Source organism: Tepidicaulis marinus (genome assembly GCF_000739695.1).
Lineage (GTDB): Bacteria > Pseudomonadota > Alphaproteobacteria > Parvibaculales > Parvibaculaceae > Tepidicaulis > Tepidicaulis marinus.
In genome coordinates this window covers 11903-36225 of record NZ_BBIO01000007.1, presented here as the reverse complement: position 1 = coordinate 36225, position 24323 = coordinate 11903, and the positions used below count along the sequence as shown (strand labels likewise).

The following is a 24323-nucleotide window of genomic DNA, read 5'->3' as shown; positions in this document are numbered from 1 at the left end:
GATCCGTGCTAGGCTTGCCGCCAACGCGCAAGGAACCACACGCATGAGCCAGCACCCGAAAATCGCCGCCATTGCCGGGGCCACCGGGCTCATCGGCCGGGCTTTGACCAAGGCGCTGCTTGCCTCGCCCGCCTTCGATCAGGTGATCACCTTCACCCGCCAGGCGCCGGGCTTTCAGCACCCGAAACTGCGCGCCATCGAACTGCCCGATTTCAACCGCATCGGCGAAGCGGTCGCCCAGCTTGAAACATTGATCGCGGAAGGCTTTTCCGCCCTCGGCACGACGATCAAGACGGCGGGGAGCCGGGAAGCCTTCCGCCGGGTGGACTGCGATTTCAACAGCGCCTTTGCCGCGGCCTGCGAGGGCGCGGGCGCGCGGAGTTTCAATCTCGTCTCCTCCGTCGGCGCGAACGCGCACTCCCCCAATTTCTATCTGCACTGCAAAGGGGAAACGGAGAGACGGCTGATCGATCTGCGCTTCGAGCGCTTGCGCCTGTTCCGCCCGAGCCTTTTGATCGGCGCGCGCAAGGAAGAGCGGATCGGGGAAGGGCTCGGCCAGCTTGCCGCCCCCTTGCTTTCGCCGCTTCTTCTCGGCCCCTTGCGGCTCTACAAGCCCATTAAGGCAGATGAAGTGGCGCGCGCCATGGCGAAAGCCGCCGAGACGGGGGACGGGGACGGCGCCGTCAACATTTACCACTATGATGAGATGATGCGCCTTCTCAGGCCGTAAGCACGCCGGGCCAATTGCCGTTTTCAGACCTTAAGGCGGCCGCTTTGCGCTGCACGACCCGCTCGGCCGGCAGGCGCGCCATGACGCGCGTGCCTTTGCCTTCCTCGCTTGTCAGCGTCAGCGTGCCGTCATGGGCCTCCATCATGGCGCGGGCGAGCGGCAGACCGAGGCCGGTGCCGGAAGTTTTGCGGGTGAAAGAACATTCCACCTGCTCGAAAGGCTCGAAGACGCGCTCAACCATATGAGCGGGAATGCCCGCGCCCGTATCTTCGACGATGATGGAGAGATCGCCGTTCTCATGCCGCAGCGTGCACAGATCGATCCGCCCGCCCGGCGGTGTGAATTTCACCGCATTGGAGAGAAGATTGAGCAATATCTGGCGCATATGGCGTTCATCGGCGCGCACATAAGGCACGTCTTCGCCGCGGATACCGCAAATGCGGAATTGCAATTGGCGCTCTTTCATTTCGGGCATGAACATGCGCACAATATCGATAGCGGTGTCCACCGGATCGAAAACATCCTCGCGCAGGCCGAAGCGGCCGGATTCGATTTTCGCCATGTCCAGAATGTCGTTGATCATGGACAGAAGATGCGAGCCGCTGGCGTGAATGTCTTCGACATATTCGAGATATTTCGCCGGCGTGACCGGCCCGAAGGTCTGCTTGCAGATGAGATCGGCAAAACCGATCACCGCGTTGAGCGGCGTTCTGAGTTCATGGGACATGCTGGCCAGAAACTGGGTTTTGGATTTGCTGGCCGCTTCCGCGCGCTGGCGTGCCAGCTCCAGCTCTTCGGCGCGGTGCGTCATGACATTGGCAATGACGGCAAGAAGGCCGGTGATCGCCGCCACGCCGAGATAGCGCCCCTCTTCCACCACGATGAAACCCTGCACATCGGACGATTGCAGATCGAACTGCAACAGGCGGCGGTTGACCTCTTCGCAGTCGAGCGCGGCTTCCACCAGGATGGGGGCGCTGTCCATGAGCTCGGTAATAGGCTTGCGCCCGAAAATATCGCGCCCGTAAAGGCTGGCATAAGTGAGCATGAATTGCTGGCGCGAGACCAGCCCGGCAATGACGTCGCCATCGAGCACGGGAATATGCATCAATGCGGCATCTTCCATCAGCCTGTCGAAAATATCCGAGCAAGGCGCCGTGACATCCACAGGCGCCACCGGCACCGCCAGATCCCGCGCCACCGGGTGCAACGCGCCGCCCCGTCCATACTCCACACTCATAGCCGCATCCCTTGCCTCACAGCGCGAGGTTCTTGCCCGCGCGGGAAACGCATTTTAGTTGCGGCTATCTTTCGCACCTGCCATTGCACAAATCTTAAGATTCCTGAATGTCATGTAAAATTCATATTCGCGCATGAAGTGGCGGAAAAATGCGATAAAATGACATCGAACCGATATAATCGGCACCGTGCCATGTGCCGGTGTTAATAAAATGCGCCGCGTTGAAACAGGACGTGAGACAGCGCGCGAAACAGCGGCGGCAAAAGCCGGGCAAAACCGGGCAACAAACAGGGCGCCGGGAGGCAAAGATGGCAAGAACCGAGGGGCAACTCGGCTGGTATATGGGCGGACAGGCAAGCTGGTTCATCAGCCTTGGCATGCAATTCGTCCTCTTTCCCCATCTCGTTGCCAATGTGCTGCACGAGCCGGCCTTTTTCGTCGGCCTGGCGCAGATGTGCCTGCAAATTCCTGCTCTCCTTCTCATGCTGGTGGGCGGGCTGACGGCGGAGCGCTCGGATTGCCGGACCATTCTCATCCGCGTCCATCTCATCGCCGCGCTGCCGGCCCTCGGGCTCGGCTATGCGCTGCTTGAAGGCATGCTCGCCTATGAAATTCTCATTCTTTATGCGCTGACCATGGGGACCCTCGGGGCCTTTGCCATTCCCGCCCGCGATTCCTCTTTGAGCCGGCTCGGCGGGCAGGATATTCAGCGCATTGTCACGATCGCCATGGGCGTGCAGCTGAGCGGGCAGCTTCTCGGCATGCTCTCGGTTCAGCTCATTCCCTTCCTTTCCACTTATTTCGGCCTGGAAGACTTGAGCGCCGTCTCGCTGTTCCTGCATGTGCAGGCGCTTGTCATGGTCCTGGGCGGCATGGCGGTCTTTCAGCTCCGCCCCATGCCCTCGCTGCATGAGCCAAGCGGGGCAACGCGCGGCAGCGACATTCTGGACGGGCTGCGCGAGGTTTGGCACTCCCCGTCGATTTTTCCCGTGATCGTGCTGATCACGGCGATCGGGCTTTTATATGTGGGCAGCTTCATGGTGCTGATGCCGCTCATGGTGCGCGATATTTACGGCGGCGGGGTCTCGCAGCTCAGCGCCGCGAACCTTTCCTTCTGGGGCGGCACGATCCTCGCCACCGTGACGCTGCTGCGCTTCGGCCATGTGGAAGCGCGCGGCAAGGTGCTCGTCGTCTCGGTAGGCTCAGGCGCGATTATCCTCGCGCTCTTTTCGCTTCCCATTTCCTTCTGGATGTTTTGCGCGCTCTCTTTTCTCTGGGGCATCGGCGCGGGCACGACCATGACCATCACGCGCACCATCGTGCAGAGCGAAGCGCGCCCGACGCACCGCGCCCGCGTTCTCTCCATCTATCAGCTCGGCATGATGGGGGGCGGCCCCATCGGCTCCTTCGCCATGGGCGGACTTATCGACCTCACCGGACTTGCGAATGCCGTGCTTTTGCCCGCACTTTTGATGGCGGGCATCCTTGCCTGGCTTTGCCTGCGCACGGCGCTGCTTTCCCTTCACGCGCCCCGCCCCGAACTTCACAATGAGGGCCGCTCATGAATGCTGCGGCAAGCCCGCCCCTTCCCGCTCATCTCAAATGGTATATGGGCGGGCTCGGCACCTATTTCTTCGCCACCGGCATTCAGATGGTGCTGGCGCCCTGGCTCATCAAAGAAGTGCTGGGCATGGGGCCGGAATATGTGGGCATTGCCCAAGCCTGCTCGATGCTCGCCATGCTGCTGCTCGGGCTTTTCGGCGGGGCGACGGCGGACCGCATGGAACTGCGCTCTTATCTCATGCGCCTGCAGCTGATGGGCATGGTGGTGCCGCTCGCGCTCGCCGCCGCGATTTATATGGGCTATCTCTCTTATCCGGTGATGATCGTCTATCTTCTGGTTTTCTCGACACTCGGTGCCTTCGTCACCCCGGCGCGCGATTCGCTTCTCACCCGCGTCATCAACCGGGAGCGGCCGGGCGCCATTCAAAAAGCCGTCGCCTCGGCCATGAGCATGCAGTTCATGTCGCAGGTGCTGGGCAATCTCCTCAGCGGGCTTGCCGGGATTGCAGGCCCGCTCTTTATAGTGCTTACCCAGGCGCTGGCGCTCGCCGCCGCCGCTTTTACCACCAGCCGCTTGCCCAAAGCCCCGCCCCCGCCCGCAGCCCCCTTGCAGGAAGACCAGAAACACCCCTCCCAATGGCAACTCATCAAGGAAGGGCTCGTCATCGTCTGGCAGTCGGAGCGGCTGCGCCCCGTCATCACCATGATGTTTTCCTCCGGCGTGCTTTATATCGGCGTCTTCATGGTGTTCTTCCCCATTCTCATTCCGGATGTTTATGGCGGGGGATCGGCGGCCTTGGCCGGGGTCTATGTCGTCTTCTTTTCCGGCATCGGCATTTCCTCCACCGTGCAAAGCCGCCTGCGGCCCATCAAACGGCAGGGCCGCGCCATCATGCTGGCGCTCTGCACCGGCTCGGCGGCGATGGTCGGCTTTCATTTCGAGCCGCCCTTCTGGAGCGTTTACGTGCTTGCCGCCTCATGGGGGCTGGCCGCCGGTGTTTCCATGACGCAGTCGCGCGCCATCGTGCAGGAATTTGCCAGCGATACGCACCGCGCCCGGGTGCTCTCGATTTTTCAATTGGGGATGATGGGCGGCGGGCCGATCGGCTCTTTCGCCACGGGCTATATCATCAAGGCCATCGGCCCGCTCAACGCGGTGCTCGTGCCCTCCGCCGCTATGGTGGTGGTCTGGCTGACGATGTTCTTCTTTTCCCCGCTCTGGGGATTGGAAGCGCCGCCTCACAAAGTGGGAAGCGGCGCCTCCTGATCCGGCGTCTTAGCTGTATTTACGCTCGTCCCACCAGGGGAAGAAGTCCGGCATGTCCTTGGAGACCGTGCAAGGATATTCCGCCGGGCGTTTTTCCAGGAACGACATGACGCCTTCTTTGGCATCCGCCGAAGCGCCGCGCGAATAGATGGCGCGGCTATCGACCTTATGCGCTTCCATCGGATGGTCCGCGCCGAGCATGCGCCACATCATCTGGCGCGTCAGGGCGTTGGAAACGGGCGCGGTGTTGTCGATGATTTCCCGCGCAAGCGCACGGGCGGCGGGCAGCAGTTCATCGGCTTTATAGAGCTTCTTGACGAGACCGCCTTCCAAGGCTTCCTGGGCGGGGAAGACACGGCCCGTATAAGTCCATTCCAGCGCCTGGCTGATGCCGACAAGGCGCGGCAGGAACCAGCTCGAACAGGCTTCCGGGTTGATGCCGCGCCGGTTGAAGACGAAGCCGAATTTCGCATCTTCCGAGGCAAGACGAATATCCATCGGCAGCTGCATGGTAACGCCCACGCCGACCGCCGGGCCGTTGACCGCGGCGATGACGGGCTTCAGACATTCGAAGATGCGCAAGGAAACGCGCCCGCCGCCATCGCGCACCGCTTCATGGGAATAATCGATGGAGCCGTCGGCGCGGCGCGGATCACCCGCCTTGTCAGGGCGGTCTTCGCGCTTTTCATAGTCGAAGGTTTTCGCCCCGGCGGAAAGGTCGGCCCCGGCGCAAAAGGCCCGGCCCTCGCCCGTCACGATGACCGCGCCAACATTGTCGTCCGCATCGGCCTTGTCGAAGGCGTCGATCAGCTCGAACATCATTTCGCCGGTAAAGGCATTCAGCTTGTCCGGGCGGTTGAGGGTGATGGTGAGGATATTCTCCGCCACTTCGTATTTGATGGTCTTGTAGGTCATGGTTTTCTCCCTATCGATGGGGGCACCATACAAGAGGCGGCCCGGAATTTCCGCCTTCTTTTCTCCTTGACGTTGCGTCAGGCGGCTCCTGCGGCCATGCAAACCGGTGCACAAAATTTCCAACTGGTTTATGATCCGGGCCAAAGAGAGCCGGCCGCAAGAGCCGGATAAGAACCGGCCATAAAGACCGGGAATCAGGGAGACGCTACATGCATCCGTTTCATCATGCGGCCAATGCGCCCGACCGGCCCGCCTATATCATGGCGAATACGGGCGAAACCGTAACCTATAAAGAGCTCGACGAGCGCTCCAACCAGGTCGCCCAGCTCCTGCGCAGCCTGGGGCTGAAGACGGGCGATGCCATTGCCATTTTCATGGAAAACAATGCCCGCTATCTGGAGCTTTGCTGGGGCGCGCAGCGGGCCGGGCTTTACTTCACCTGCATTTCCTCGCGCCTGACGCCGAGCGAGATCGACTACATCGTGGAAGATTGCGGGGCGAAGGCCTTCTTCACCTCGAAGGCGCTGGCGGCAACGGCAAAAGACCTGCTCGCCAAGAACCTCATCAAAGGGGCGAAGCACCGCTACATGATCGGCGGCGCGGAAGCAGGTTACAGCGCTTATGAAGAAGCGCGCGATGCCATGCCCAAAACGCCGATCGCCGATGAAACGGCGGGCACGGACATGCTCTATTCCTCGGGCACGACGGGGCGGCCGAAAGGCATCCGCATTCCGCTTTCCGGCGGACCCATCGACGAAGTGCCGGGTCTCGTCATGCTGGCCCAGGCGCTTTACGGCTTCGACGGGGACACGGTCTATCTTTCCCCGGCGCCGCTCTATCACGCAGCGCCCCTGCGCTACAATATGACGGTGCAGCGCCTTGGCGGCACCTGCATCGTGATGGAACATTTCGATGAAGAACAAGCGCTGCAATTGATCGAGAAATACAAGGTCACGCACAGCCAGTGGGTGCCGACCATGTTCGTGCGCATGCTCAAGCTGCCCGAAGAGGTGCGCAAGAAATACGACGTCTCCTCGCTCGAATGCGCGATCCACGCCGCTGCCCCCTGCCCGGTGCCGGTGAAGGAACAGATGATCGAGTGGTGGGGGCCGGTCATTCACGAGTATTACGCCGGCTCGGAAGGCAACGGGTTCTGCGCGCTCAATTCCGAAGAATGGTTGCAGCACAAAGGCTCCGTCGGCAAGGCGCTGCTCGGCAAGGTGCATATTTGCGACGATGAGGGCAACGAACTGCCCGTGGGCGAGGCCGGCACGATCTATTTCGAGGCCGATGACCCCAACGCGCCGCAATTCCAATATTACAACGATGAAAAGAAGACCCGCGACAGCCGCCACCCCAAGCACAAGCATTGGACGACGCTGGGCGATATCGGCCGGCTGGATGAAGACGGCTATCTTTATCTTACCGACCGCAAGGCCTTCATGATCATTTCCGGCGGGGTGAATATCTACCCGCAGGAAGCGGAAAACCTGCTCATCACCCATCCGAAGGTTGCCGATGTGGCGGTGATCGGCGTGCCGAACCCCGATTTCGGCGAAGAGGTGAAAGCCATCGTCCAGCCCATGGACTGGGCGGATGCGGGCCCCGAGCTTGAAGAAGAGCTCATCGCGTTCTGCCAGAGCGAACTTTCCAAGATCAAATGCCCGCGCTCGGTGGATTTCGACAAGGAATTGCCGCGCCACCCGACGGGCAAGCTCTATAAGCGGCTCATCCGCGACAAATATTGGGGCAATCACGATTCAAAGATCGTTTGACCTTCCCTTCAAAGGCTTCAAAGGCCCGGCACCGCCGGGCCTTTTCTTTTCAGCGCCCCGTTCAGCGCCGGTTCAGCTGTTTTGCATTTGACTGAATAAGGCTAGATTGGCTGCATCATCGCAAATGGGGGCTTGCCATGCGTATTCTCACCACGGTTTTCTTCGCCGCATCACTCGGATTGGGGCTCACAGCCATGAGCGCCTCGGGCCCGGCAGCCGCGCAGGAAGTTCATTCCTCCGGCAAGGAATGCAACAACAAATTCGGCGCCTCGGGCAAGCTGCAGCGGGAAGAATATATCTATTTCGAGACCGACAGTGCCGCCATCGCCCCGGAATATCTCGATAAGATCGAGCGGGTTTATGAGCGGGCGACGGGCCAGCACATGCAGCAGATCTGCCTTTTCGGCAAAGCCAGCAAGAAGGGCAATGCCGCTTATAATGCCGAGCTCGCCCGCAAGCGCTCCGAGGCCGTGGCCCGCGCTTTCCAAAAGCTGGGCTGGCCTGCCTCGAAAATCGCCATCGAACCGGAAGGCGAGGCCATGGGCTGGATTGCCGAAAGCCTGACCTGGGATTCCAAGGAAGACCGGCGCGTGCGCATCCGCCTCTCCATGTAGGAAGGAGGCCATGCAGGGTCCATGTAAGGGCGTGAAACACCGCCTTTTCCGCCTTTAATTAAGCGTTGGAAATCCGGCGCGCGGACCGCTACCTTTGGGGCCAGATTCCCGGACGGCGGCGGGTGAGCCCGCGCCGCGCCATACGCAACCAGCTGTCACTCACAGCGGCAAAATCAGAAAAGACGGAGGCATTTATGCGCGTTTTCGACACCGTGGCCGATTATGCAAAAGAGGCCGGCAATGAAATCGGCGTCAGCGAGTGGATGGAAATCGACCAGGACCGCATCAACCTGTTCGCCGATGCGACGGGCGACCATCAGTGGATTCACACCGATCCGGAGCGCACCAAGAAAGAACTGGGCATGCCGACCATCGCCCATGGCTATCTGACGCTCTCGCTGCTGCCCGCGCTGATGAGCCAGATCAGCGCCGTGAAAAGCGTGACGCGCGGCATCAATTACGGCTCCAACTCCGTGCGTTTCACCAATATGGTGCCGGTCAATTCCAAGGTCCGTGCCCGCGTGAAGCTGAAAGAAGCCAATCCCAAGGGCGGCGGCACGCAGTTCATCAATGAAGTGACCGTGGAGATCGAAGGCCAGGAACGCCCGGCCCTGATCGCCGAAACGATCACGCTGCTCTACGAATAAGAGCGCGCCTCTTTAAAAGCCCCCGGCCCGCTTGCGCGCCGGGGGCTTTTTCATTGTAAACTTGGTTTTCATTGCCGGAGTTCCCCATGCCCCTCGCCCGCCCCGCAAACGCCCCCGTCGCCGCGCTGAAAGACGCCAGCCACACCCATCACGGCATCACGGTCACCGACCCTTATGCCTGGCTGAGGGCGGAGAACTGGCAGGACGTGATGCGCGATCCGGACGTGTTGGATGCGGAAATCCGCGCCTATCTCGAAGCGGAAAACGCTTATGCGGATGCCGCGCTCGAGCCGCTTTCGGACCTGCGCGAGACGCTCTTCAGCGAAATCCGCGCGCGCATCAAGGAAGACGACAGCTCCGTGCCGGCGAAAGACGGGCCCTGGTATTATTTCCGCAAGTTCGAGACCGGCGCGCAGCATCCGCTCGAATGCCGCTCCTCGGATGCGGCCGGAAAAGAAAACGTCGAGGTCCTGCTCGACGGAAACAAGGAAGCGGCAGGCGAGGCCTATTTCCGGCTCGGCGGCATCAGCCATTCGCGCGATCACAGCAAGCTCGCCTGGGCGGTGGACCGCAAAGGCTCGGAGTTTTTCACGCTCCATATCCGCGATCTTGCCACCGGCAAGGAACTTGCCGACACCATTCCCGATACGAACGGCGATCCTGTCTGGGCGCCGGACGGCACGACGCTTTTTTATACCAAGCTCGACGACAATCACCGCCCTTGCCGGGTTTACCGGCACAGGCTGGGCGATGACCCTGAAACGGATGCGCTCGTCTATGAGGAGCCCGATCCCGGTTTCTTCGTCTCCGTTTCCGAAACGCAGGACAGCGCCTTCATTCTGATCAATACCCATGACCACCAGACCTCCGAGGTTTGGCTGATCGATGCGCAAAAGCCTGAGAGCGCGCCGCGCTGCGTCGAACCGCGCCGGGCGGCCATCGAATATGACGTGGAACACGATGCCCCGCGCGAACGCTTTCTCATTCATACGAACGACAATGGCGCGGAAGATTTCAAGATCGTCGAAGCGCCGGTCGAAGCGCCGAATGCCGCCCATTGGCGCGATGTGGTGCCCCATGAGGCAGGCACCTATATTCTCGGCCAGCTTCTCTTCCGCGATTATCATTTGCGTATCGAGCGGCGGGATGGGCTGAAACGCATCGTCATCCGCACGCTGGAAACGGGTGCCGAAGACGTGATCAAGCTCGATGAAGAAGCTTACGATCTCGATCTTCATGGCGGCTATGAATATGACGCGCACACATTGCGCTTTGCCTATAGTTCCATGACGACGCCGGCGGAAGTCTATGATTACGATATCGAGACGGGCACACGCACCTTGCGCAAGCGCCAGGAAATTCCGAGCGGCCATGCGCCGGGCGATTACGTCACGCGGCGGCTTTTTGCGACGGCGGAAGACGGCGAGCGCATTCCCATCTCGCTTCTTTACAAAAAATCGACGCCGCTCGGTGGCAGCGCCCCGCTTTATCTTTACGGCTACGGGTCCTATGGAATCAGCATGGACCCTTATTTTTCCGCGAGCGTTCTCAGCCTCGTCAATCGCGGCATGATTTACGCCGTCGCCCATATCAGGGGCGGCAAGGAAGGCGGTTACCGCTGGTACAAGGCGGGCAAGACCAGTTCGAAGAAAAACACCTTCACCGATTTCACCGCCGCGGGCACCTTTCTTGCCGATGAGGGCTTTACCTCACGCGGCAATATCGTGGCCCATGGGGGCAGCGCCGGCGGCATGTTGATGGGGGTGGTGGCGAATGAAGCGCCCGAGCTTTTCAAAGGGATCATCGCCGAGGTGCCCTTCGTCGATGTGCTGAGCACCATGCTCGATGCGAGCCTGCCGCTCACCCCGCCCGAATGGCTGGAATGGGGCAACCCGATCGAGGATGAGGAAGCCTATCGCTACATCGCCTCCTATTCGCCTTACGACAATGTCAAAGCGCAAGACTATCCCAATATGCTGGTGATTGCCGGGCTGACGGACCCGCGTGTGACCTATTGGGAACCGGCGAAATGGGTGGCGAAGCTGCGCGCAGCCAAGACCGACGACAACGCCCTGCTCCTTAAAACCAATATGGAGGCAGGGCATGGCGGCGCTTCGGGCCGGTTCGAGCGGCTGAAAGAAGTGGCGCTCGTTTATGCCTTTGCGCTCGCCGTCACCGGCAAGGACGCCGCCTGAGCGCTCAGCTCCCAAGCGGCGCGCAGATCGAGCTTTCCCGCAACGCATTAAGCTGCGCGTTTTGCGCGTCCGAAGTTATGACGCGGCGCACGAGCGCCAGGCCCTTGTCGCCCGGCAGATAAACCACATTGGCGCTTGCATCTGCGGCGCTTGCATCTGCGGTCTCGGCTCCCTCGCGCGCCACGATGACGGAGACCGTGCCGTCCGCCGCCGCGTCCTTGTCGTTCTGTGCAAAGACATTGTCGGTATTCGCCGCGAAAACGGAAACGGAGGTGTAAGGCGCACTCACCGGCGCTTCGATACGCACGGGGCCGGCGCCGACATCGAGAACGCAAATAGAGTAGTTGAGATCGGGGCTTGGCCGCACCACCGCCTTGAATTCATGGGTGGCGCGGGCGGCATGGGAAAACCGGTTGATCCCGCCTTCTCCGCCGATCCGCGTCATGGCGACATTCATGATGACACGCGGCAGCGCCCATGTGGCGGCGACATGCACAAGCACCGCGCCGACGAGAACCGTCAGGGTCCATTTCATCCAGGGTTTCATTCGCATGTCTCCTTGACGATGGCGGGAAGCGGCGCAGCTTCCGGGCTCTCATAGATGGCCGGACCCGGATTATAGAAACGGGCCGTCATGTCGAAACGCTGGCCCGCTTTGACCGGCAGCCAATTGCCCTCTTGAGGTTTGGCGGAGACACGGACGGTAAAGCTGCCATCGGCCTCTTTTGCAATGCTTGTCTGGCTCACCGAATAATGATCGGCGCCGGTATCCATGAGAAAACTGTCCGGCCCATAGGCGGTAATACTCCACCAGCGCGCATCGAGGTCTTTTCCCTCGAGCCTATAGGTACAATCACCCGAAAGCGGCGCGCCGCTATCATCGGTGCCCGCCGTGTAATAAACCGTCTCTTCCTTGCTAAGCGCGAGGAGACCGTAAAGGGAAACCATGGCGCGGGTATAAAGCCCCGCTTCTTCCGAGCCGATGGCAAGATTCGTGCCCCAACTGCCCGAGCGCACGCCGCCCGCCAGCGTGTTCGATTTCAGGATCAAGGCAGCACTACCCGCCCCCAGGACAAGCGCCGCAACGGCAGCGCTCGCCCAGAATAGAAGCTTCTTCATCGCTTTATCCGTTTAAAGTACCGCCCTTCAGGGCCGCGCGGTTAAAAAGGCCTGTCGCCGATAATCGTCACCCGTTCCATGCGGCGCACGGCCGGCCAATAATCGGACGCGGCATAATGCTGGCAAGCCCGGTTGTCCCAGAAGGCGACGGAGTTTTTCTCCCAGCGGAAGCGGCACTGATATTCCGGGATCGCGGCCTGCGCATAAAGGTGCTGCAGCAGCGCGTCGGATTCGGCCCGCTCCATGCCCTTGATGTACTGGGTGAAGGCGACATTGACGTAAAGGCCCTTGCGCTTCGTTTCAGGATGCGTGCGCACCACCGGATGCTCGACCATGGGGTATTTCTTGTTCATCTCCTCAATTTCCGCATCGCTCGCCCCGCGCTTTTTCATCATGCCGCGGAAATACGCGAAATCGTGGATGGCAACCTTGCCCTCGATCTTCTCTTTCACCTCATCGCTCAGCCCCTCGTAAGCGGCATACATGTCGGAAAAGAGCGTGTCGCCGCCGACGGGCGGCACCTCGATGGCGCGCAGGATGGAGCCGAGCGAGGGGCATTCGCGCCAGGTCACATCCGAATGCCATTCGTTCTCCTTGCCCGGCCGGTCCTTGTCATGGGTGATGGCAAGGATTTCCGGATAGCCTTCCTTGTGAGGGGCGAAGGGATGGACTTCGAGCTCACCAAAGGCGCGGGCAAACTCGATATGGGCTTCGGTCGAGACATCCTGATCGCGGAAGAACAACACCTTCCAGTCGAGCAACGCGGCGCGCAGCGCGTCTTTCGTCTTACCCAAGGGCACTTTGCTCATATCCACGCCGCGCACGACAGCGCCGATGGTCGGGGTCATGGGCTCCAGCGTGAAGCCTTCACCGATTTCGATGGATTTGCCGGGCAATTGCCCGTCCAGTACCTGCACGTTCATCAGAATCTCCTCCAGATCGCTTTTCTCCCGTGCCGCCGTTCCCGCGGCTTGAGAAAAGGCTAGGAGGGGCGGCTTGGGCGCGCAGTGCTTTTGTGGCAGAATTCCGCAACACGGAATTTGAGAATCACACCCATGTCAAAACCCGCGCAAAACCCGGCTTTTGAGAGTGCCCCGGAGACCGCGCCAGCGCTCCAGAACGGCGAGAGCGCGGTGCAGCCAGTTTTGCGGGCGCTCGATATATTGCGTGTCCTGAATGAAAAGAACCCGGCTTCCCTCGCTTTTTTGCATGAGCGCACGGGCCTTCCCAAACCCACCCTCGTGCGCCTTCTGCAAACGCTGATAGCGGCAGGCTATGTGGAACAGCTCTCCCGCCGCCATGGCTACCGGCTGACGCAGGCGGTGCTGCAGCTTTCGCGCGGCTTCCGCTTCGACCATCATGTGGTGGAGGTAGCCCGCCCTTACATGGATGCCTTTACCCGCGTCCACAAATGGCCCGTGGCGATTGCAACGCTGGAAGGCGCGCGCATGCATGTGCATTACGGCACGCAAGGGCTCAGCCCTTTCAGCTATGACGCGGATGTCAAACGCCCGAACCGCATTCCCGTTTTGCAGGCGGCGCTCGGACGCGCCTATCTTGCTTATTGCCCGCAGGATGAGCGCGACGTGCTGCTGCGCCTCCTGCGCCAATCAGGCCATGCGGCGGACCGGGAGGCAAAGGACAAGAATTTCATCGCCCGGCTGATGTCGGAAATTCGTGCCAAAGGCTATGCCACCATGGCGACAGTGCCGGGGGAGACGGCAAACGGCATTGCCGTGCCGATCATGAAAGGCGATGCCGTGCTCGCCGCCATCACCTTGCGCTTTTATGACAGCGCCATGAGCGAGCAGGAAGCGGCCACCCGCTATGCGGGCCCTTTGCATGAAATGGCAAAACAGATCGCCGCTGCCGCCTGATGCTCAGCGCGGGGTGATGGTGATCGTCACCGGCCCGTCTTTCAGCGCCGTGATCGCCAGCATTTGCGTGTGGCCGTTATAGGTCGCCTCGCCCCCATCCACGGTCAGGTTCGCCCCTTCCGGATATTGCACAGCAGGCAGAAACACTTCCGTCGCCTCGCTGCCCGCCGCCTCATAGGTCATCTCGAAGTGGCGGCTCTCCCGCTCAAAGGAAATCTCCTGCAGCGTGCCCGCAATGGCCTTGGCGTAAGGGCGCACGAAGCCATGCAGCGCCCGCCCGCCCGAATGGATGTTCTGGCTGTCCACCTGCTGGTCGCGGCTCCAGATCGACAGGTCCTCCTGGTTCCAGCCATCGCCCACCGCCAGATCGTTGCTGTTGGAGGCGGTGTAATTCCACTGCGCCGAGGAAAGATGCAGCGCATCGAGCGCGTTATAAAGAAAGTCGAGCGCCATGATGTGCTTTTCCCATGGCTTTTGCGAATGGTCCCCTGCGCGGAATGCCTCATAGGCCGCCCCGCCATCGAGATCGAAAGGAATGCCGCATTCCCCGATCAGCGTCGGCGCGCCCTTGCCGCCGTTTAAAGTACGGGCGGTGTCGCGGATGCGCGAAAGCTGCTTGGCGTAATGCGCTTCGATCGCCTCGCGCCCTTCCAGCACCTTGCCGGAAAAGGGATTGACGGAGGTGGGATACATGAAGGTCTTGGTGGAGAGCGTGACGATGTCATACCAGTGCGAGGCATTGACCGTACCCTCAGGCGTTTCTTCCGGAAAGGCGCCGCCAAGAAGCCCGGTGAATGGATCAAGCTCGGCAAAGACCAGCCAGTCCTCGCGGATCGCCTGCACGGTTTCGGCCACCTTTTTGAAGAAAGGCGCCATATAGGTGTCCTCGACGGTGACGGGCGTGCCCTTCACTTTGCGGAAATACTCTTCATCGGCAACTTTAAGCTCGCCGCCCTCCATGCTGTAAACACCTGCCGCCTCAAAGGGGCAGCCATGGCCTTCGAGCCAGATGGAAACGCCGTTCGCATTTTCCGTTTTCTCGTGCGTGACGACCGATTTCATTTCCTCCAGCGAGAATTCAAGCTGAGGAATGGAGCGCGTCACCCCGCGCGCCACGGCCAGACAGTCGAGCACGGACCAGGCAGGGCCGGGCGCTGCGATGCGCGGGTTGACCTCACTCGGGCCGGTATGGCGGTAGCTCACGGGCTCGCCGATGAAGCCTGTGCCCGGCTCGTTCAGCGTATCGAACCCCATGACATGGGGCATGTCCGCAAGGCGGCGCGCAATCTCGCGCATCGCGCCCAGATAATGAGACTGCATATAGTCCTGAACGTTCTGGCCTTCGATCATGAAGTCCGGCGTAAAGTCGCGCCCGGCAAAGAACAGCGTCCACATGATGCCGTTTGCCGGCAGGCGGTAATTCTGCGACCAGGTCATGGTCGGGTAGTTTTCTTCCTGCCGCCCGCCGCGCGCATAGTCATATTTATATTGCATGACATGGGCGGCGCCCGCCTCATGGAACTTCGTGAAATCGAGACCGACTTTTTCAAAGAGCCAGCCGGGCGCGCCGTCCCCGCCCGTCATGCGGCTCCAGACGTCCTGGTGGAAATCCACAAAGACATAGAATTCGTACTCGCCCGCCAGCCGGCAAAGCTCGGTGTAATAATCGAGATAGGCGGTGTCGTATTTGCCCGGGCCTTCATGCTCCACCGCTTCCCAGGTCGTGAGAAGACGCAGGCAATTGAAGCCCCAGGCTTTCAGGCGGGAGAAATGCTCATCCGCCTCTTCCAGCGGAAAAGGCCGGCCGGTGAAGGAGACGGTGCGGTGATCGGAAAAATCCGTCGGCCGGTGCGTGCCGCCATCGGGGAAAGGAACCTTGCAGTCGCCGCCGAGATTGACGCCCCGCAGAATCACCATCCGCCCTTTTTCGTCCCTGAATTTCGAGCCGTCGATGGTGATTTTCGGCATCGGCTTGGTTTTCGGCACCGGCATGGCCTCCCTTTGCTTTCCTGTTATGCTTATCCTAGCAATATCAGTCTTGCTGACCAGTCAGCAAACACGGGATCAAGCGCAAGGTTCAGCTTCATGACATCTCACGACCGGCTTATCACCCCCGATCTTCCGCTTCCTGCTCTGCCTCGGCAGCCGGAGGGCACGCCCTGGCCGACTGAGACATGGCCGCTCGGCGAAATGCCGCGCCAGATGGACCGGGAAGGGTTCGACGCGCTGGTCGCCAAGGCCTTCTCCCAGCCGGCGGATCTCGGCGAGACCCATGCCTTTCTCGCGGTGCAAGGCGGCAAGCTGGTTTTCGAGAAATACGCCGAAGGGTTCGGTCCGCATGACACTTATAAATCCTGGTCGATGGCGAAAAGCATTACTCAGGCGCTGATCGGCATTTTGGTGCGCGAGGGTAAGATCGACATTCACGCGCCCGTGAAAGCGCCGGAATGGCCGGCGGGCGACCCGCGCGCCGCCATTACGCTCGATCAGCTTTTGCGCATGTCGAGCGGGCTTGCCTTCCGCGAAGATTATGAACCGGACAATCCTTCCGATGTGATCGACATGCTCTGGGGCAGCGGCAAGGACGACGTGGCGCATTTCGCCGCCTCTTTCCCGGCAGCCCATGCGCCGGATCATTTCTGGTCTTATTCGAGCGGCACCAGCAATATCGTGGCGCGCTGCGCGGCGGAGGCGGCGGGCAAGAAAGGCGCCGAGTTCGAGACCTTCATGCGCGAAGAACTTTTCGGCGTCATCGGCATGAAAAACGTCCTGCCGAAATTCGATAAGGCGGGCACTTTTATCGGCTCCTCCTTCTGTTATGCCGAGGCGCGGGACTTTGCGAAATTCGGGCTTCTCTACTTGCGCGGCGGCGTCTGGGACGGGCGTCAGGTGCTGCCCGAGGGCTGGGTGGATTATGCCCGCACCCCCACCGCCCAGACCCCGAAAGCTTTCGAGGAAGAAGGGCCTTACGGCGCCCATTGGTGGCTTGGCATGGGCGGGCCGGGAAGTTTCTCGGCCAATGGCTTTGAAGGGCAATTCACGCTGATCGTCCCCGATCTCGACATGGTTTTCGTGCGCCATGGCCGCTCGCCGGGCGAGCAGTCGAAAAACGTCAAGAAATGGCTGGGCGCGGTGACGGAGACGTTTCGCAAGTAGGCATGGGCCGCTAGAAGGACAGATCGCCTCCAAGGGGGGTGAATACGGCCCTGACTCGCGCTAAACTTCCTCAGAAGCAGGAGGAGAGCATGGGATCGGTCGTCCGGTTTCCCGCGGAACGCATTACGAATCACGATCAGGCACGGCTGAAAGAGGCCGTGGCGGGCACGATCTTCGATGTCTTTTTCGAGCCCGACGCGACCGGAGAGCCGGAAGCCTATCTCTTCCGCTGCGGCTATGCTCAGCCGAGCTTCCGTCTGGAGAAGACCCCGCAAGGGTGGGATGCGGTCGATCTTGAATGCGGCACGCGCATCATCGCGGCAAGCGCGCGCGATACGCAGGAACTGATGCGGCTTCTGGCGCCGCGCATTCCCTTCCGGCCCAATGACAATGAGGCCCGCTAAGGGCGAAAGAAACCAAGAGGGAGGATGCGATGACGCATGCAGGAGAATTCACGACGCCGGAAGAACTCGGACTTTCGAGCGAGCGGCTGGCGCGCATTCCCGCCTTCTTCAAACACTATGTGGACCGGCAAAAATTTTCCGGCTTTTCCACCCTTATTGCCCGGCAAGGCAAGATCGCCCATTTCGAAACGGTGGGCCTGCGCGACCGGGAAAACGGCACACCGGTGGAAAAAGACACGATTTTCCGCATCTATTCCATGACGAAGCCGATCACCAGCCTTGCCCTGATGCTGCTGCATGAGGAAGGCCGCTTTCAGATCACCCATGAAGTGGCGCGCTATCTGCCCGCCTTCGAGCGGCTGCGCGTTTTCGATGAGGGCGACCGGGAGAGCTTCACGACAAAGCCGTTGAAGCGGGCCATGACGATCCGCGATCTGCTCACCCATACATCCGGGCTCACCTACGGCTTCATGCATGCCCATCCGGTGGATGCGATGTACCGCAAAGCCGGGCTTGCAGGCGCTGCGACGGACGGCATCACGCTGGAAGAGATGGTGGAAAAGATCGCCGATATTCCGCTTCTCTTTTCGCCGGGCGAACACTGGAACTATTCCATGTCGACGGATGTGTGCGGGCGGCTTGTGGAAGTGATTTCCGGCAAACCGCTCGATGTCTTTTTGAAGGAACGGATTTTCGAACCCCTCGGCATGCATGACACGGGCTTTTCGGTGCCCGATGAAAAACTTGCCCGCTTTGCCGCCAATTACGAAAAAGACCCGAAGACGAAAGAAGTGCGTCTTGCCGATCCGGCGGATAAAAACAGCACCTATGCGCGCCCGCAAAAGTTCCTCTCCGGCGGCGGCGGGCTCGTCTCCACTTCCACCGATTATTTCCGCTTCTGCCAGATGCTGCTCAACGGCGGCGAGCTTGACGGGGTACGCATCGCCTCACCCAAAACGATCGACTTCATGACCCTCAACCATCTGCCCGGCGGGCAAAGCATGAAAGATATGGACCAGTCCGCCTTTTCCGAGACGGGCATGGACGGGGCGGGCTTCGGCCTCGGTTTTTCCATCATCATGGATATGGCCGAAGCGGCGATGCCGGTCTCGCCGGGTTCTTATAGCTGGGGTGGGCTTGCCTCGACCTACTTCTGGATCGACCCGGATGAAGAGCTGATCGGGATTTTCATGACCCAGCTCATGCCTTCGCGGGCCTATCCGCTGCGCCCGCAATTCCAGCAGCTCGTTTACGGCGCGCTGACCGACTAGGGAAGCCTCTTTCCCACATCAAGGACGTTTCCCTTGCCGCTTTGGATCCCCATCACGGTCGCGGCTGCTTTCATGCAGAATCTGCGCTCGGTTCTGCAAAAGCATCTGACCGGCGCGCTGAGCGTCGGCGGGGCGACTTATGTGCGCTTTCTTTATGGCCTGCCCATCGCCGCGCTTTATCTCTGGGTCCTGCTGCAAAGCTCGCAAAGCGCCCTGCCCGCGCCCGGCCTCTCTTTTTTCATCTACGGGCTCGTCGGCGGCATCGGGCAGATACTCGGGACGTTTTTTCTCGTCTCGCTTTTCCAGTACCGGGTCTTTGCCGTCGGCACCGCTTATTCGAAAACCGAAACGGTGCAGACCGCGCTGATCGGTTTTGCCGTGCTGGGAGATGCCATTACGCCCGGCGCGGGGCTTGCCATTCTCGTGAGCCTTGTCGGTGTCCTCTTTCTCTCGCTCGGCCACAGTTCCATTTCGTTTGCGCGGGTACTGCGCTCCTTCAAGGAAAAAGTCGCCCTCACCGGCCTTGCCTGCGGGGCGGCGTTCGGCGTTGCCTCCGTCTCCTACCGCGCCGCTTCCCTCTCGCTCGGGATGGAGGGCTTTGCGGTGCCCGCCGCCATCACGCTTTGCTATGTGCTCGCCGTGCAAACGCTGATCATGACGGGTTGGCTTTTATGGCGCGAGCGGGGACAGCTTGCCGCGGCTTTGCGCAACTGGAAATGGGGGGCGCTCACCGGGCTTGCCGGGGCGCTCGGCTCCATCGGCTGGTTCTCGGCCATGACGCTGGAGAATGCGGCTTATGTGAAAGCACTCGGGCAGATCGAGCTTGTTTTCACCTTCGCCGCTTCCTGGTTCATCTTCAAGGAAAAGAGCAACCGGCAGGAAGTGACGGGCACCTTGCTTATTGTCGCAGGGCTCATCGTCCTGGTGCTTACCGCCTAAAGCGGTTTTTCGCCCGCCACGGTCGTGCGGTGCATGACGCGCAAATAACCGTCATAGCCGCCTTCGGCGAAATGCAGCGTCGAGCGGTTGTCCCACATGACCAGCATGTTCTCGCGCCATTTATGGCGGTAGATGAATTCAGGCTTCGTCATGTGCTGATAAAGACCGCCGAGGAGCCACTGGCTTTCCTCATTGCTCATGCCTTCAATACCGACCGTATAGACGGGGCTGACATAAAGCGCCTTGCGGCCCGTTACAGGATGGGTGCGCACAAGGGGATGGGCCTGCGTCTTCTCCGCCTCGTCCGAGGTGATGATCTGCATCGTGCGTTTTTCTTTTTCCTGCGCGAAGATGCCTTTCTTGGAATAGGGCAGAATGGCGCTATGCACGGCATTGAGCGGCGCCAGCAGCTCTTTCATGGCAGGAGAAAGCGCCTCATAGGCGCGCGTGCAATCGGCATAAAGCGTGTCGCCGCCCTTGGGCGGCACGACCTTGGAATGGAGCAGCGTCGCAGCCGGCGGGGTTTCCTGAAAGCTCCAGTCGGAATGCCAGCCCGCGCCGAAATTCGTCGCCTTTTCATCGGGCTCCCGGCGCAGCTCCAGCACATGGGGATGGTCCGCCATGGGCTTGATGAAAGGATCATGGCCGAAGGGACCGATCTCTTCGGTGAACCGCTCCAGCGCTTCAAGCTCCAGCGGCTGATCGGGAAACCAGACGACACCATGCTCGGCCCAGGCGCGCTTCACCTCTTCCAGGGTTTGCGGAGCAAGCGGGGCAGAAAGATCGAGCCCTTTAATCTCCGCGCCGAAGCCGGTCTCGTTCGCGCGCACCTCAATATGCCGGTAGGCCATGGTTCCTCTCCCCATTTCTTTTTATGGGCCCAGCCTAGCGGAACGCAAACGGCCCCCGCAATAAGGGGGGCCGTCCGCTCGGTATATATATGCAAAAGCAGGGTTTATTCGGCAGCCGCCGCCGCTTTGCCGCCCAGCATGCGCGACAGACGGTTTGCCATCAGCTCCTCGGCGTCGCTGACGATCCGGCTCACCAGTTCCTGGCAAGAAGGAATATCGTGGATGAGGCCTTGGATCATGCCCGCCGACCAGATGCCGTAATCGGGATCACCTTCCTCATAGACCACCTTGCCGCGCTGGCCGGAGACGAGATGGGCGATGTCTTCGATCTTCGCTCCGCCCTTCTTCTCGATGGCGACGACTTCCTGGCTGACCGCGTTTTTGGCGACGCGGGCCGTGTTGTGCAGCGTGCGGAAGATGAGGTCCGTTGCACGCTCGTCATTGGCGACGATCTGCTCTTTCACCTTCTGGTGGATCGGGCTTTCCTTGGTGCACATGAAACGCGTGCCCATGTTGATGCCTTCCGCACCGAGCGCGAGCGCGGCAACGAGGCCGCGCGCATCGCCGAAACCGCCCGAGGCGATCATCGGGATTTTCACTTTGTCGGCGGCAGCCGGGATCAGAATGAGGCCCGGAATGTCGTCCTCGCCCGGATGGCCCGCGCATTCGAAACCGTCGATAGAAATGGCATCGACGCCCATCCGCTCAGCCGAAAGCGCGTGGCGCACGGCGGTGCATTTGTGAATGACCTTGATGCCGTGCTCTTTGAAATGATCGACATGTTCCTGGGGCTTATAGCCTGCGGTTTCCACGATCTTCACGCCCGCCTCGATGATCGCCTGGCGATATTCGGCGTAAGGGGGCGGTTTGAGCGCGGGCAGGATGGTCAGATTCACACCGAAAGGCTTGTCCGTCATTTCCTTGCAGCGGGCGATTTCCTTGCTCAGATCTTCCGGCGTCGGCTGGGTCAGCGCGGTAATGAAGCCGAGCGCGCCAGCATTGGCGACGGCGGCGACAAGCTCGGCGCGGCCGACCCATTGCATGCCGCCCTGCACGATCGGCGCTTCCACTCCGAAGAGTTCCGTAAAACGTGTTTTGATCACGTGTTTTCTCCCGTCCGTTTCTTCTGCGGCCATTTAGCGGCCGGTCAATTGCGGTGTCACCGTTTTACCAGATCGCCGGGCCAGGGCCTATGATTGAGTAAGACCCTTCCCTTAGGTCAGCTTTTGCGCGGGCCTGAGGCGCCGGTTTCTGTTTTCCTTGATTTCCGCGAGGGTACACCCCATCTTCGTGCATAATTGAACACCAAATCACCGCTGATGAACAGAATATGGCCGACTGGAATCTCTTCCGCACCTTTCTTGCCGTTGCCGATGTGCGCTCTTATTCGGCGGCCGGGCGGCGGCTGAAACTGAGCCACGCCACGGTCGGGCGCCATGTCACGGAGCTTGAGCGCAGCCTCGGCACCAAGCTCTTCGTGCGCGATGCGGATGGGTATTCGCTCACCCCGGCGGGCGAGCGGCTGAAAGCGGAAGTCGATGACATGGCCTCGGCGGCCTTGCGCGCGGAGCGGGCGGCGAGCGCGGCGGACGGCGCGCCCAAGGGCATCGTGCGCATTTCCACCGCCGCCACCCTTGCAGGCTACTGGCTGATGCCGCATATGGCCGCTTTCCGCGAGCAATACCCGCATATCGAACTCGAATTCGTCACCGATACCTGGCCTGCCAGCGTGCGCCGGCGCGAGGCGGATATCGTCATAAGGCTTTACGGGCCGGGGCAGGAAAATCTGGTGGGCAAAAAGATCGCCCGCTGCGGCGTTGCCTTTTATGCCTCGCATGAATATGCCGCCCAGCACGGGCTGCCCGCCAAGCGCGAGGAATGGGCAAAACATACGATGATCGGTTTTGCCGGGGGCGCGGCGGAGCAGGAACTGGCGCACTGGTCAGACCATGTTACGCGCAGCGCGCCCACCGCCTTGCGCTTTTCCTCCGTTGCAGACCAGGTACATGCGGTGCGCGCGGGGCTTGGCATTTCGGTGCTCACCACGCTGATCGGCGATACCTATGACGATCTCATCCGCATCGCGCCCGACAAGCTTTTCAGCGCGACGGATATCTGGATGCTTGCCCATCCGGATCTGCGCGACACGGCGCCGGTGCGCGCGGTTTTCGATTTCATCGCCGCCTCCGCCCAGACCGACAAGGAAAAGCTGCTGGGGGAATGGAAAGAGTAGGCGTGAGCCTGCCCTTCCCCGCGCTTACGTTACCCCTTGCGCGAGCATCGCATCGGCGACGCGGGTAAAGCCCACGACATTCGCCCCGTCCACATAGTTCACGCAGTCGCCGTTCTTCGTGCCGTAAACAGCGCAGCTTTCCTCGATCTCGCACATGATGCTTTGCAGGCGCTGCTCCACCTCCTCGCGCGGCCAGCGCAAGCCCATGGAGCCTTGCGACATTTCAAGGCCGGAAACCGCAACGCCGCCCGCATTCGCCGCCTTGCCCGGGGCAAAGCAGACACCGGCCTCTTTAAAGACTTCCAGCGCATCCGCCGAGACGGGCATGTTCGCCCCTTCCACCACATAGCGCGTGCCGTTTTCCGCCAGCGTCTTGGCGTCTTTTTCCATCAGCTCGTTCTGCGTGGCGCAGGGCATGGCAATCTCCGCCTTGGCGCCCCAGGGATGTTTGCCTTTTTCAAAGGCAAGGCCGAATTTTTCGGCATAGGTTTCAAGCGAGCCGCGCTCCACATTCTTGATGTGTTGAAGGGCCGCGAATTTTTCTTCATCGAAACCTGCCGGATCGAAAACCGCACCGGAGGAATCGGATGCCGTCACCACACGCGCGCCGTGCTGCATGGCTTTCTCGATCGCATGCTGGGCGACATTGCCCGCCCCTGAAATCGCAATGCTCTTGCCTTCCAGACTTTCGCCGCGCCGGGCGAGCATGCGCTCGGTGAAATAAATCACGCCGTAGCCCGTTGCCTGTTTGCGCAGATGGCTGCCGCCGAAGCTGAGATTCTTGCCGGTGAAAACCGCCTCGGCGCTGTTCGTGATCTTGCGCGCCATGCCGGCCATGAAGCCGATCTCCCGCTCGCCGACGCCGATGTCGCCTGCCGGCACATCCGTATGGGGCCCCACATGCCGGCTCAGCTCCAGCACGAGCGATTGGCAAAAGCGCATCACCTCGCCTTCGCTCTTGCCCTTGGGATCGAAATCCGCCCCGCCCTTACCCCCGCCGAGCGGCAGCGTGGTCAGCGCGTTTTTGAACGTCTGCTCGAAGGCGAGAAACTTAAGGACGGAAAGCGTCAGATCTGGCTTGAAACGCATGCCGCCCTTATAAGGGCCGAGCGCGGAATTGTGCTGCACGCGCCAGCCGCGGTTCACCCGCACCACGCCCTCATCATCGGTCCAGGGAATGCGGAACTGAATGACACGCTCCGGCTCCACCAGCCGGTCGAGGAGGCCCTGCTCGGCATAATGCGGCACTTCTTCGACGAAGGGCCAGACACTGTCCATCACCTCTTTCACCGCTTGCAGGAATTCGCGCTGATGGGGATCGCGCGCTTCCACGCCGTTCATGAAATCGTCGAGCGATGCATATTTCATCGAGTTCTCCTGCTCGTGCTTGGGGAGGATATGCTTCGAGCCATCCTGCCCTCTCTACGCCTGCTTTGGGAAAGAGGTTCAAAAATTCCCGGATTTCAGGGGAATCTGATCGGTATTGACATTAATGTCAGTAAACATAATATGCGCAAGACCCTACGT

The 24323-nt window shown here is 60.7% G+C and carries 22 protein-coding genes; 13 read left to right on the top strand and 9 right to left on the bottom strand.

The genetic code is table 11. The features are described from left to right. Positions 1–43: 43 nt before the first annotated feature. Positions 44–730 carry an NAD(P)H-binding protein gene (locus M2A_RS08025; RefSeq protein WP_045445567.1) on the top strand — a complete coding sequence of 229 codons (687 nt, stop codon included), beginning with the start codon at positions 44–46 and terminating at the stop codon, positions 728–730. Here M2A_RS08025 and M2A_RS08020 read toward each other — a convergent pair. Then, entirely contained in the window at positions 720–1970 is a 1251-nt protein-coding gene (locus M2A_RS08020) for a sensor histidine kinase (protein WP_052379307.1), read from the bottom strand. The genes M2A_RS08025 and M2A_RS08020 overlap by 11 nt on opposite strands. A gap of 308 nt (positions 1971–2278) precedes the next feature. Between M2A_RS08020 and M2A_RS08015 the strand changes: the two genes are divergently transcribed. Next, positions 2279–3535: an MFS transporter gene (locus tag M2A_RS08015; RefSeq protein ID WP_156101705.1), complete on the top strand. Its 1257-nt coding sequence runs from the start codon at positions 2279–2281 to the stop codon at positions 3533–3535. After that, positions 3532–4800 carry an MFS transporter gene (locus M2A_RS08010; RefSeq protein WP_045445561.1) on the top strand — a complete coding sequence of 423 codons (1269 nt, stop codon included), beginning with the start codon at positions 3532–3534 and terminating at the stop codon, positions 4798–4800. Before M2A_RS08015 ends, M2A_RS08010 begins: the two co-directional genes overlap by 4 nt. A 9-nt stretch (positions 4801–4809) precedes the next feature. Here M2A_RS08010 and M2A_RS08005 read toward each other — a convergent pair whose 3' ends face one another. Continuing rightward, on the bottom strand, positions 4810–5715 hold the full coding sequence (locus M2A_RS08005; RefSeq protein WP_045445558.1) for a crotonase/enoyl-CoA hydratase family protein: 906 nt from the start codon (positions 5713–5715) through the stop codon (positions 4810–4812). A 209-nt stretch (positions 5716–5924) separates the two neighbouring features. On the opposite strand from M2A_RS08005, the gene M2A_RS08000 reads away from it, so the two are divergent. From M2A_RS08000 to M2A_RS07985, 4 genes are all read left to right on the top strand, one after another. Continuing rightward, positions 5925–7490 (top strand): AMP-binding protein, encoded by a 1566-nt coding sequence (locus M2A_RS08000; RefSeq protein ID WP_045445555.1) that lies wholly within the window; start codon positions 5925–5927, stop codon positions 7488–7490. A 137-nt stretch (positions 7491–7627) separates the two neighbouring features. Continuing rightward, on the top strand, positions 7628–8104 hold the full coding sequence (locus M2A_RS07995; RefSeq protein ID WP_045445552.1) for an OmpA family protein: 477 nt from the start codon (positions 7628–7630) through the stop codon (positions 8102–8104). A 194-nt stretch (positions 8105–8298) separates the two neighbouring features. Next, on the top strand, positions 8299–8751 hold the full coding sequence (locus M2A_RS07990) for a MaoC family dehydratase (RefSeq protein WP_045445825.1): 453 nt from the start codon (positions 8299–8301) through the stop codon (positions 8749–8751). 86 nt (positions 8752–8837) lie between these two features. Continuing rightward, positions 8838–10946: a S9 family peptidase gene (locus tag M2A_RS07985; RefSeq protein ID WP_045445547.1), complete on the top strand. Its 2109-nt coding sequence runs from the start codon at positions 8838–8840 to the stop codon at positions 10944–10946. Positions 10947–10950: 4 nt separating this feature from the next. Here the strand turns inward: M2A_RS07985 and M2A_RS07980 are convergent, their stop codons facing one another. Genes M2A_RS07980 through M2A_RS07970 form a run of 3 tightly spaced genes read right to left on the bottom strand, consistent with a single transcriptional unit; the run spans position 10951 to position 12988 of the window. After that, a complete protein-coding gene (locus M2A_RS07980; protein ID WP_045445545.1) occupies positions 10951–11493 on the bottom strand; it encodes a DUF1254 domain-containing protein in 543 nt (180 codons plus the stop codon). Next, positions 11490–12065 (bottom strand): DUF1214 domain-containing protein, encoded by a 576-nt coding sequence (locus tag M2A_RS07975; protein WP_052379306.1) that lies wholly within the window; start codon positions 12063–12065, stop codon positions 11490–11492. The genes M2A_RS07980 and M2A_RS07975 overlap by 4 nt, the downstream gene beginning before the upstream one ends. Before the next feature lie 41 nt (positions 12066–12106). Further along, a complete protein-coding gene (locus M2A_RS07970; RefSeq protein WP_081875482.1) occupies positions 12107–12988 on the bottom strand; it encodes a TauD/TfdA dioxygenase family protein in 882 nt (293 codons plus the stop codon). A 132-nt stretch (positions 12989–13120) separates the two neighbouring features. Here M2A_RS07970 and M2A_RS07965 point away from each other — a divergent pair, with 132 nt between their 5' ends. Next, a complete protein-coding gene (locus M2A_RS07965; RefSeq protein WP_081875481.1) occupies positions 13121–13942 on the top strand; it encodes a helix-turn-helix domain-containing protein in 822 nt (273 codons plus the stop codon). A 3-nt stretch (positions 13943–13945) separates the two neighbouring features. Here the strand turns inward: M2A_RS07965 and M2A_RS07960 are convergent, their stop codons facing one another. Continuing rightward, positions 13946–15934, bottom strand: a complete 1989-nt coding sequence (locus tag M2A_RS07960; protein ID WP_244444410.1) for a glycoside hydrolase family 5 protein — start codon at positions 15932–15934, stop codon at positions 13946–13948. 93 nt (positions 15935–16027) lie between these two features. On the opposite strand from M2A_RS07960, the gene M2A_RS07955 reads away from it, so the two are divergent. The 4 genes from M2A_RS07955 (at position 16028) to M2A_RS07940 (ending at position 19712) form a co-directional block, all read left to right on the top strand. Beyond that, positions 16028–17098: a serine hydrolase domain-containing protein gene (locus M2A_RS07955; protein WP_081875480.1), complete on the top strand. Its 1071-nt coding sequence runs from the start codon at positions 16028–16030 to the stop codon at positions 17096–17098. A gap of 89 nt (positions 17099–17187) precedes the next feature. Next, positions 17188–17502 carry a hypothetical protein gene (locus M2A_RS07950; RefSeq protein WP_045445542.1) on the top strand — a complete coding sequence of 105 codons (315 nt, stop codon included), beginning with the start codon at positions 17188–17190 and terminating at the stop codon, positions 17500–17502. A gap of 29 nt (positions 17503–17531) precedes the next feature. Further along, complete coding sequence (locus M2A_RS07945; protein WP_045445539.1) at positions 17532–18773, top strand: serine hydrolase domain-containing protein; 1242 nt, start codon at positions 17532–17534, stop codon at positions 18771–18773. Between the two features lie 33 nt (positions 18774–18806). Then, entirely contained in the window at positions 18807–19712 is a 906-nt protein-coding gene (locus M2A_RS07940; protein WP_045445536.1) for an EamA family transporter, read from the top strand. Here the strand turns inward: M2A_RS07940 and M2A_RS07935 are convergent. Both M2A_RS07935 and M2A_RS07930 read right to left on the bottom strand, forming a co-directional pair. Then, complete coding sequence (locus M2A_RS07935) at positions 19709–20563, bottom strand: TauD/TfdA dioxygenase family protein (RefSeq protein ID WP_244444409.1); 855 nt, start codon at positions 20561–20563, stop codon at positions 19709–19711. The genes M2A_RS07940 and M2A_RS07935 overlap by 4 nt on opposite strands. Before the next feature lie 104 nt (positions 20564–20667). Continuing rightward, positions 20668–21666, bottom strand: coding sequence for an NAD(P)H-dependent flavin oxidoreductase (locus M2A_RS07930; RefSeq protein ID WP_045445808.1), 999 nt, complete (start codon positions 21664–21666; stop codon positions 20668–20670). Between the two features lie 227 nt (positions 21667–21893). Here M2A_RS07930 and M2A_RS07925 point away from each other — a divergent pair, with 227 nt between their 5' ends. Next, a complete protein-coding gene (locus M2A_RS07925; RefSeq protein WP_045445532.1) occupies positions 21894–22796 on the top strand; it encodes a LysR family transcriptional regulator in 903 nt (300 codons plus the stop codon). Positions 22797–22820: 24 nt separating this feature from the next. On the opposite strand, the gene gdhA is transcribed toward M2A_RS07925, so the two are convergent. Further along, the gene (gdhA, locus tag M2A_RS07920; RefSeq protein ID WP_045445530.1) at positions 22821–24164 is read right to left on the bottom strand and encodes an NADP-specific glutamate dehydrogenase; all 1344 of its coding nucleotides are present in this window, start codon (positions 24162–24164) and stop codon (positions 22821–22823) included. Between the last annotated feature and the right edge of the window lie 159 nt (positions 24165–24323).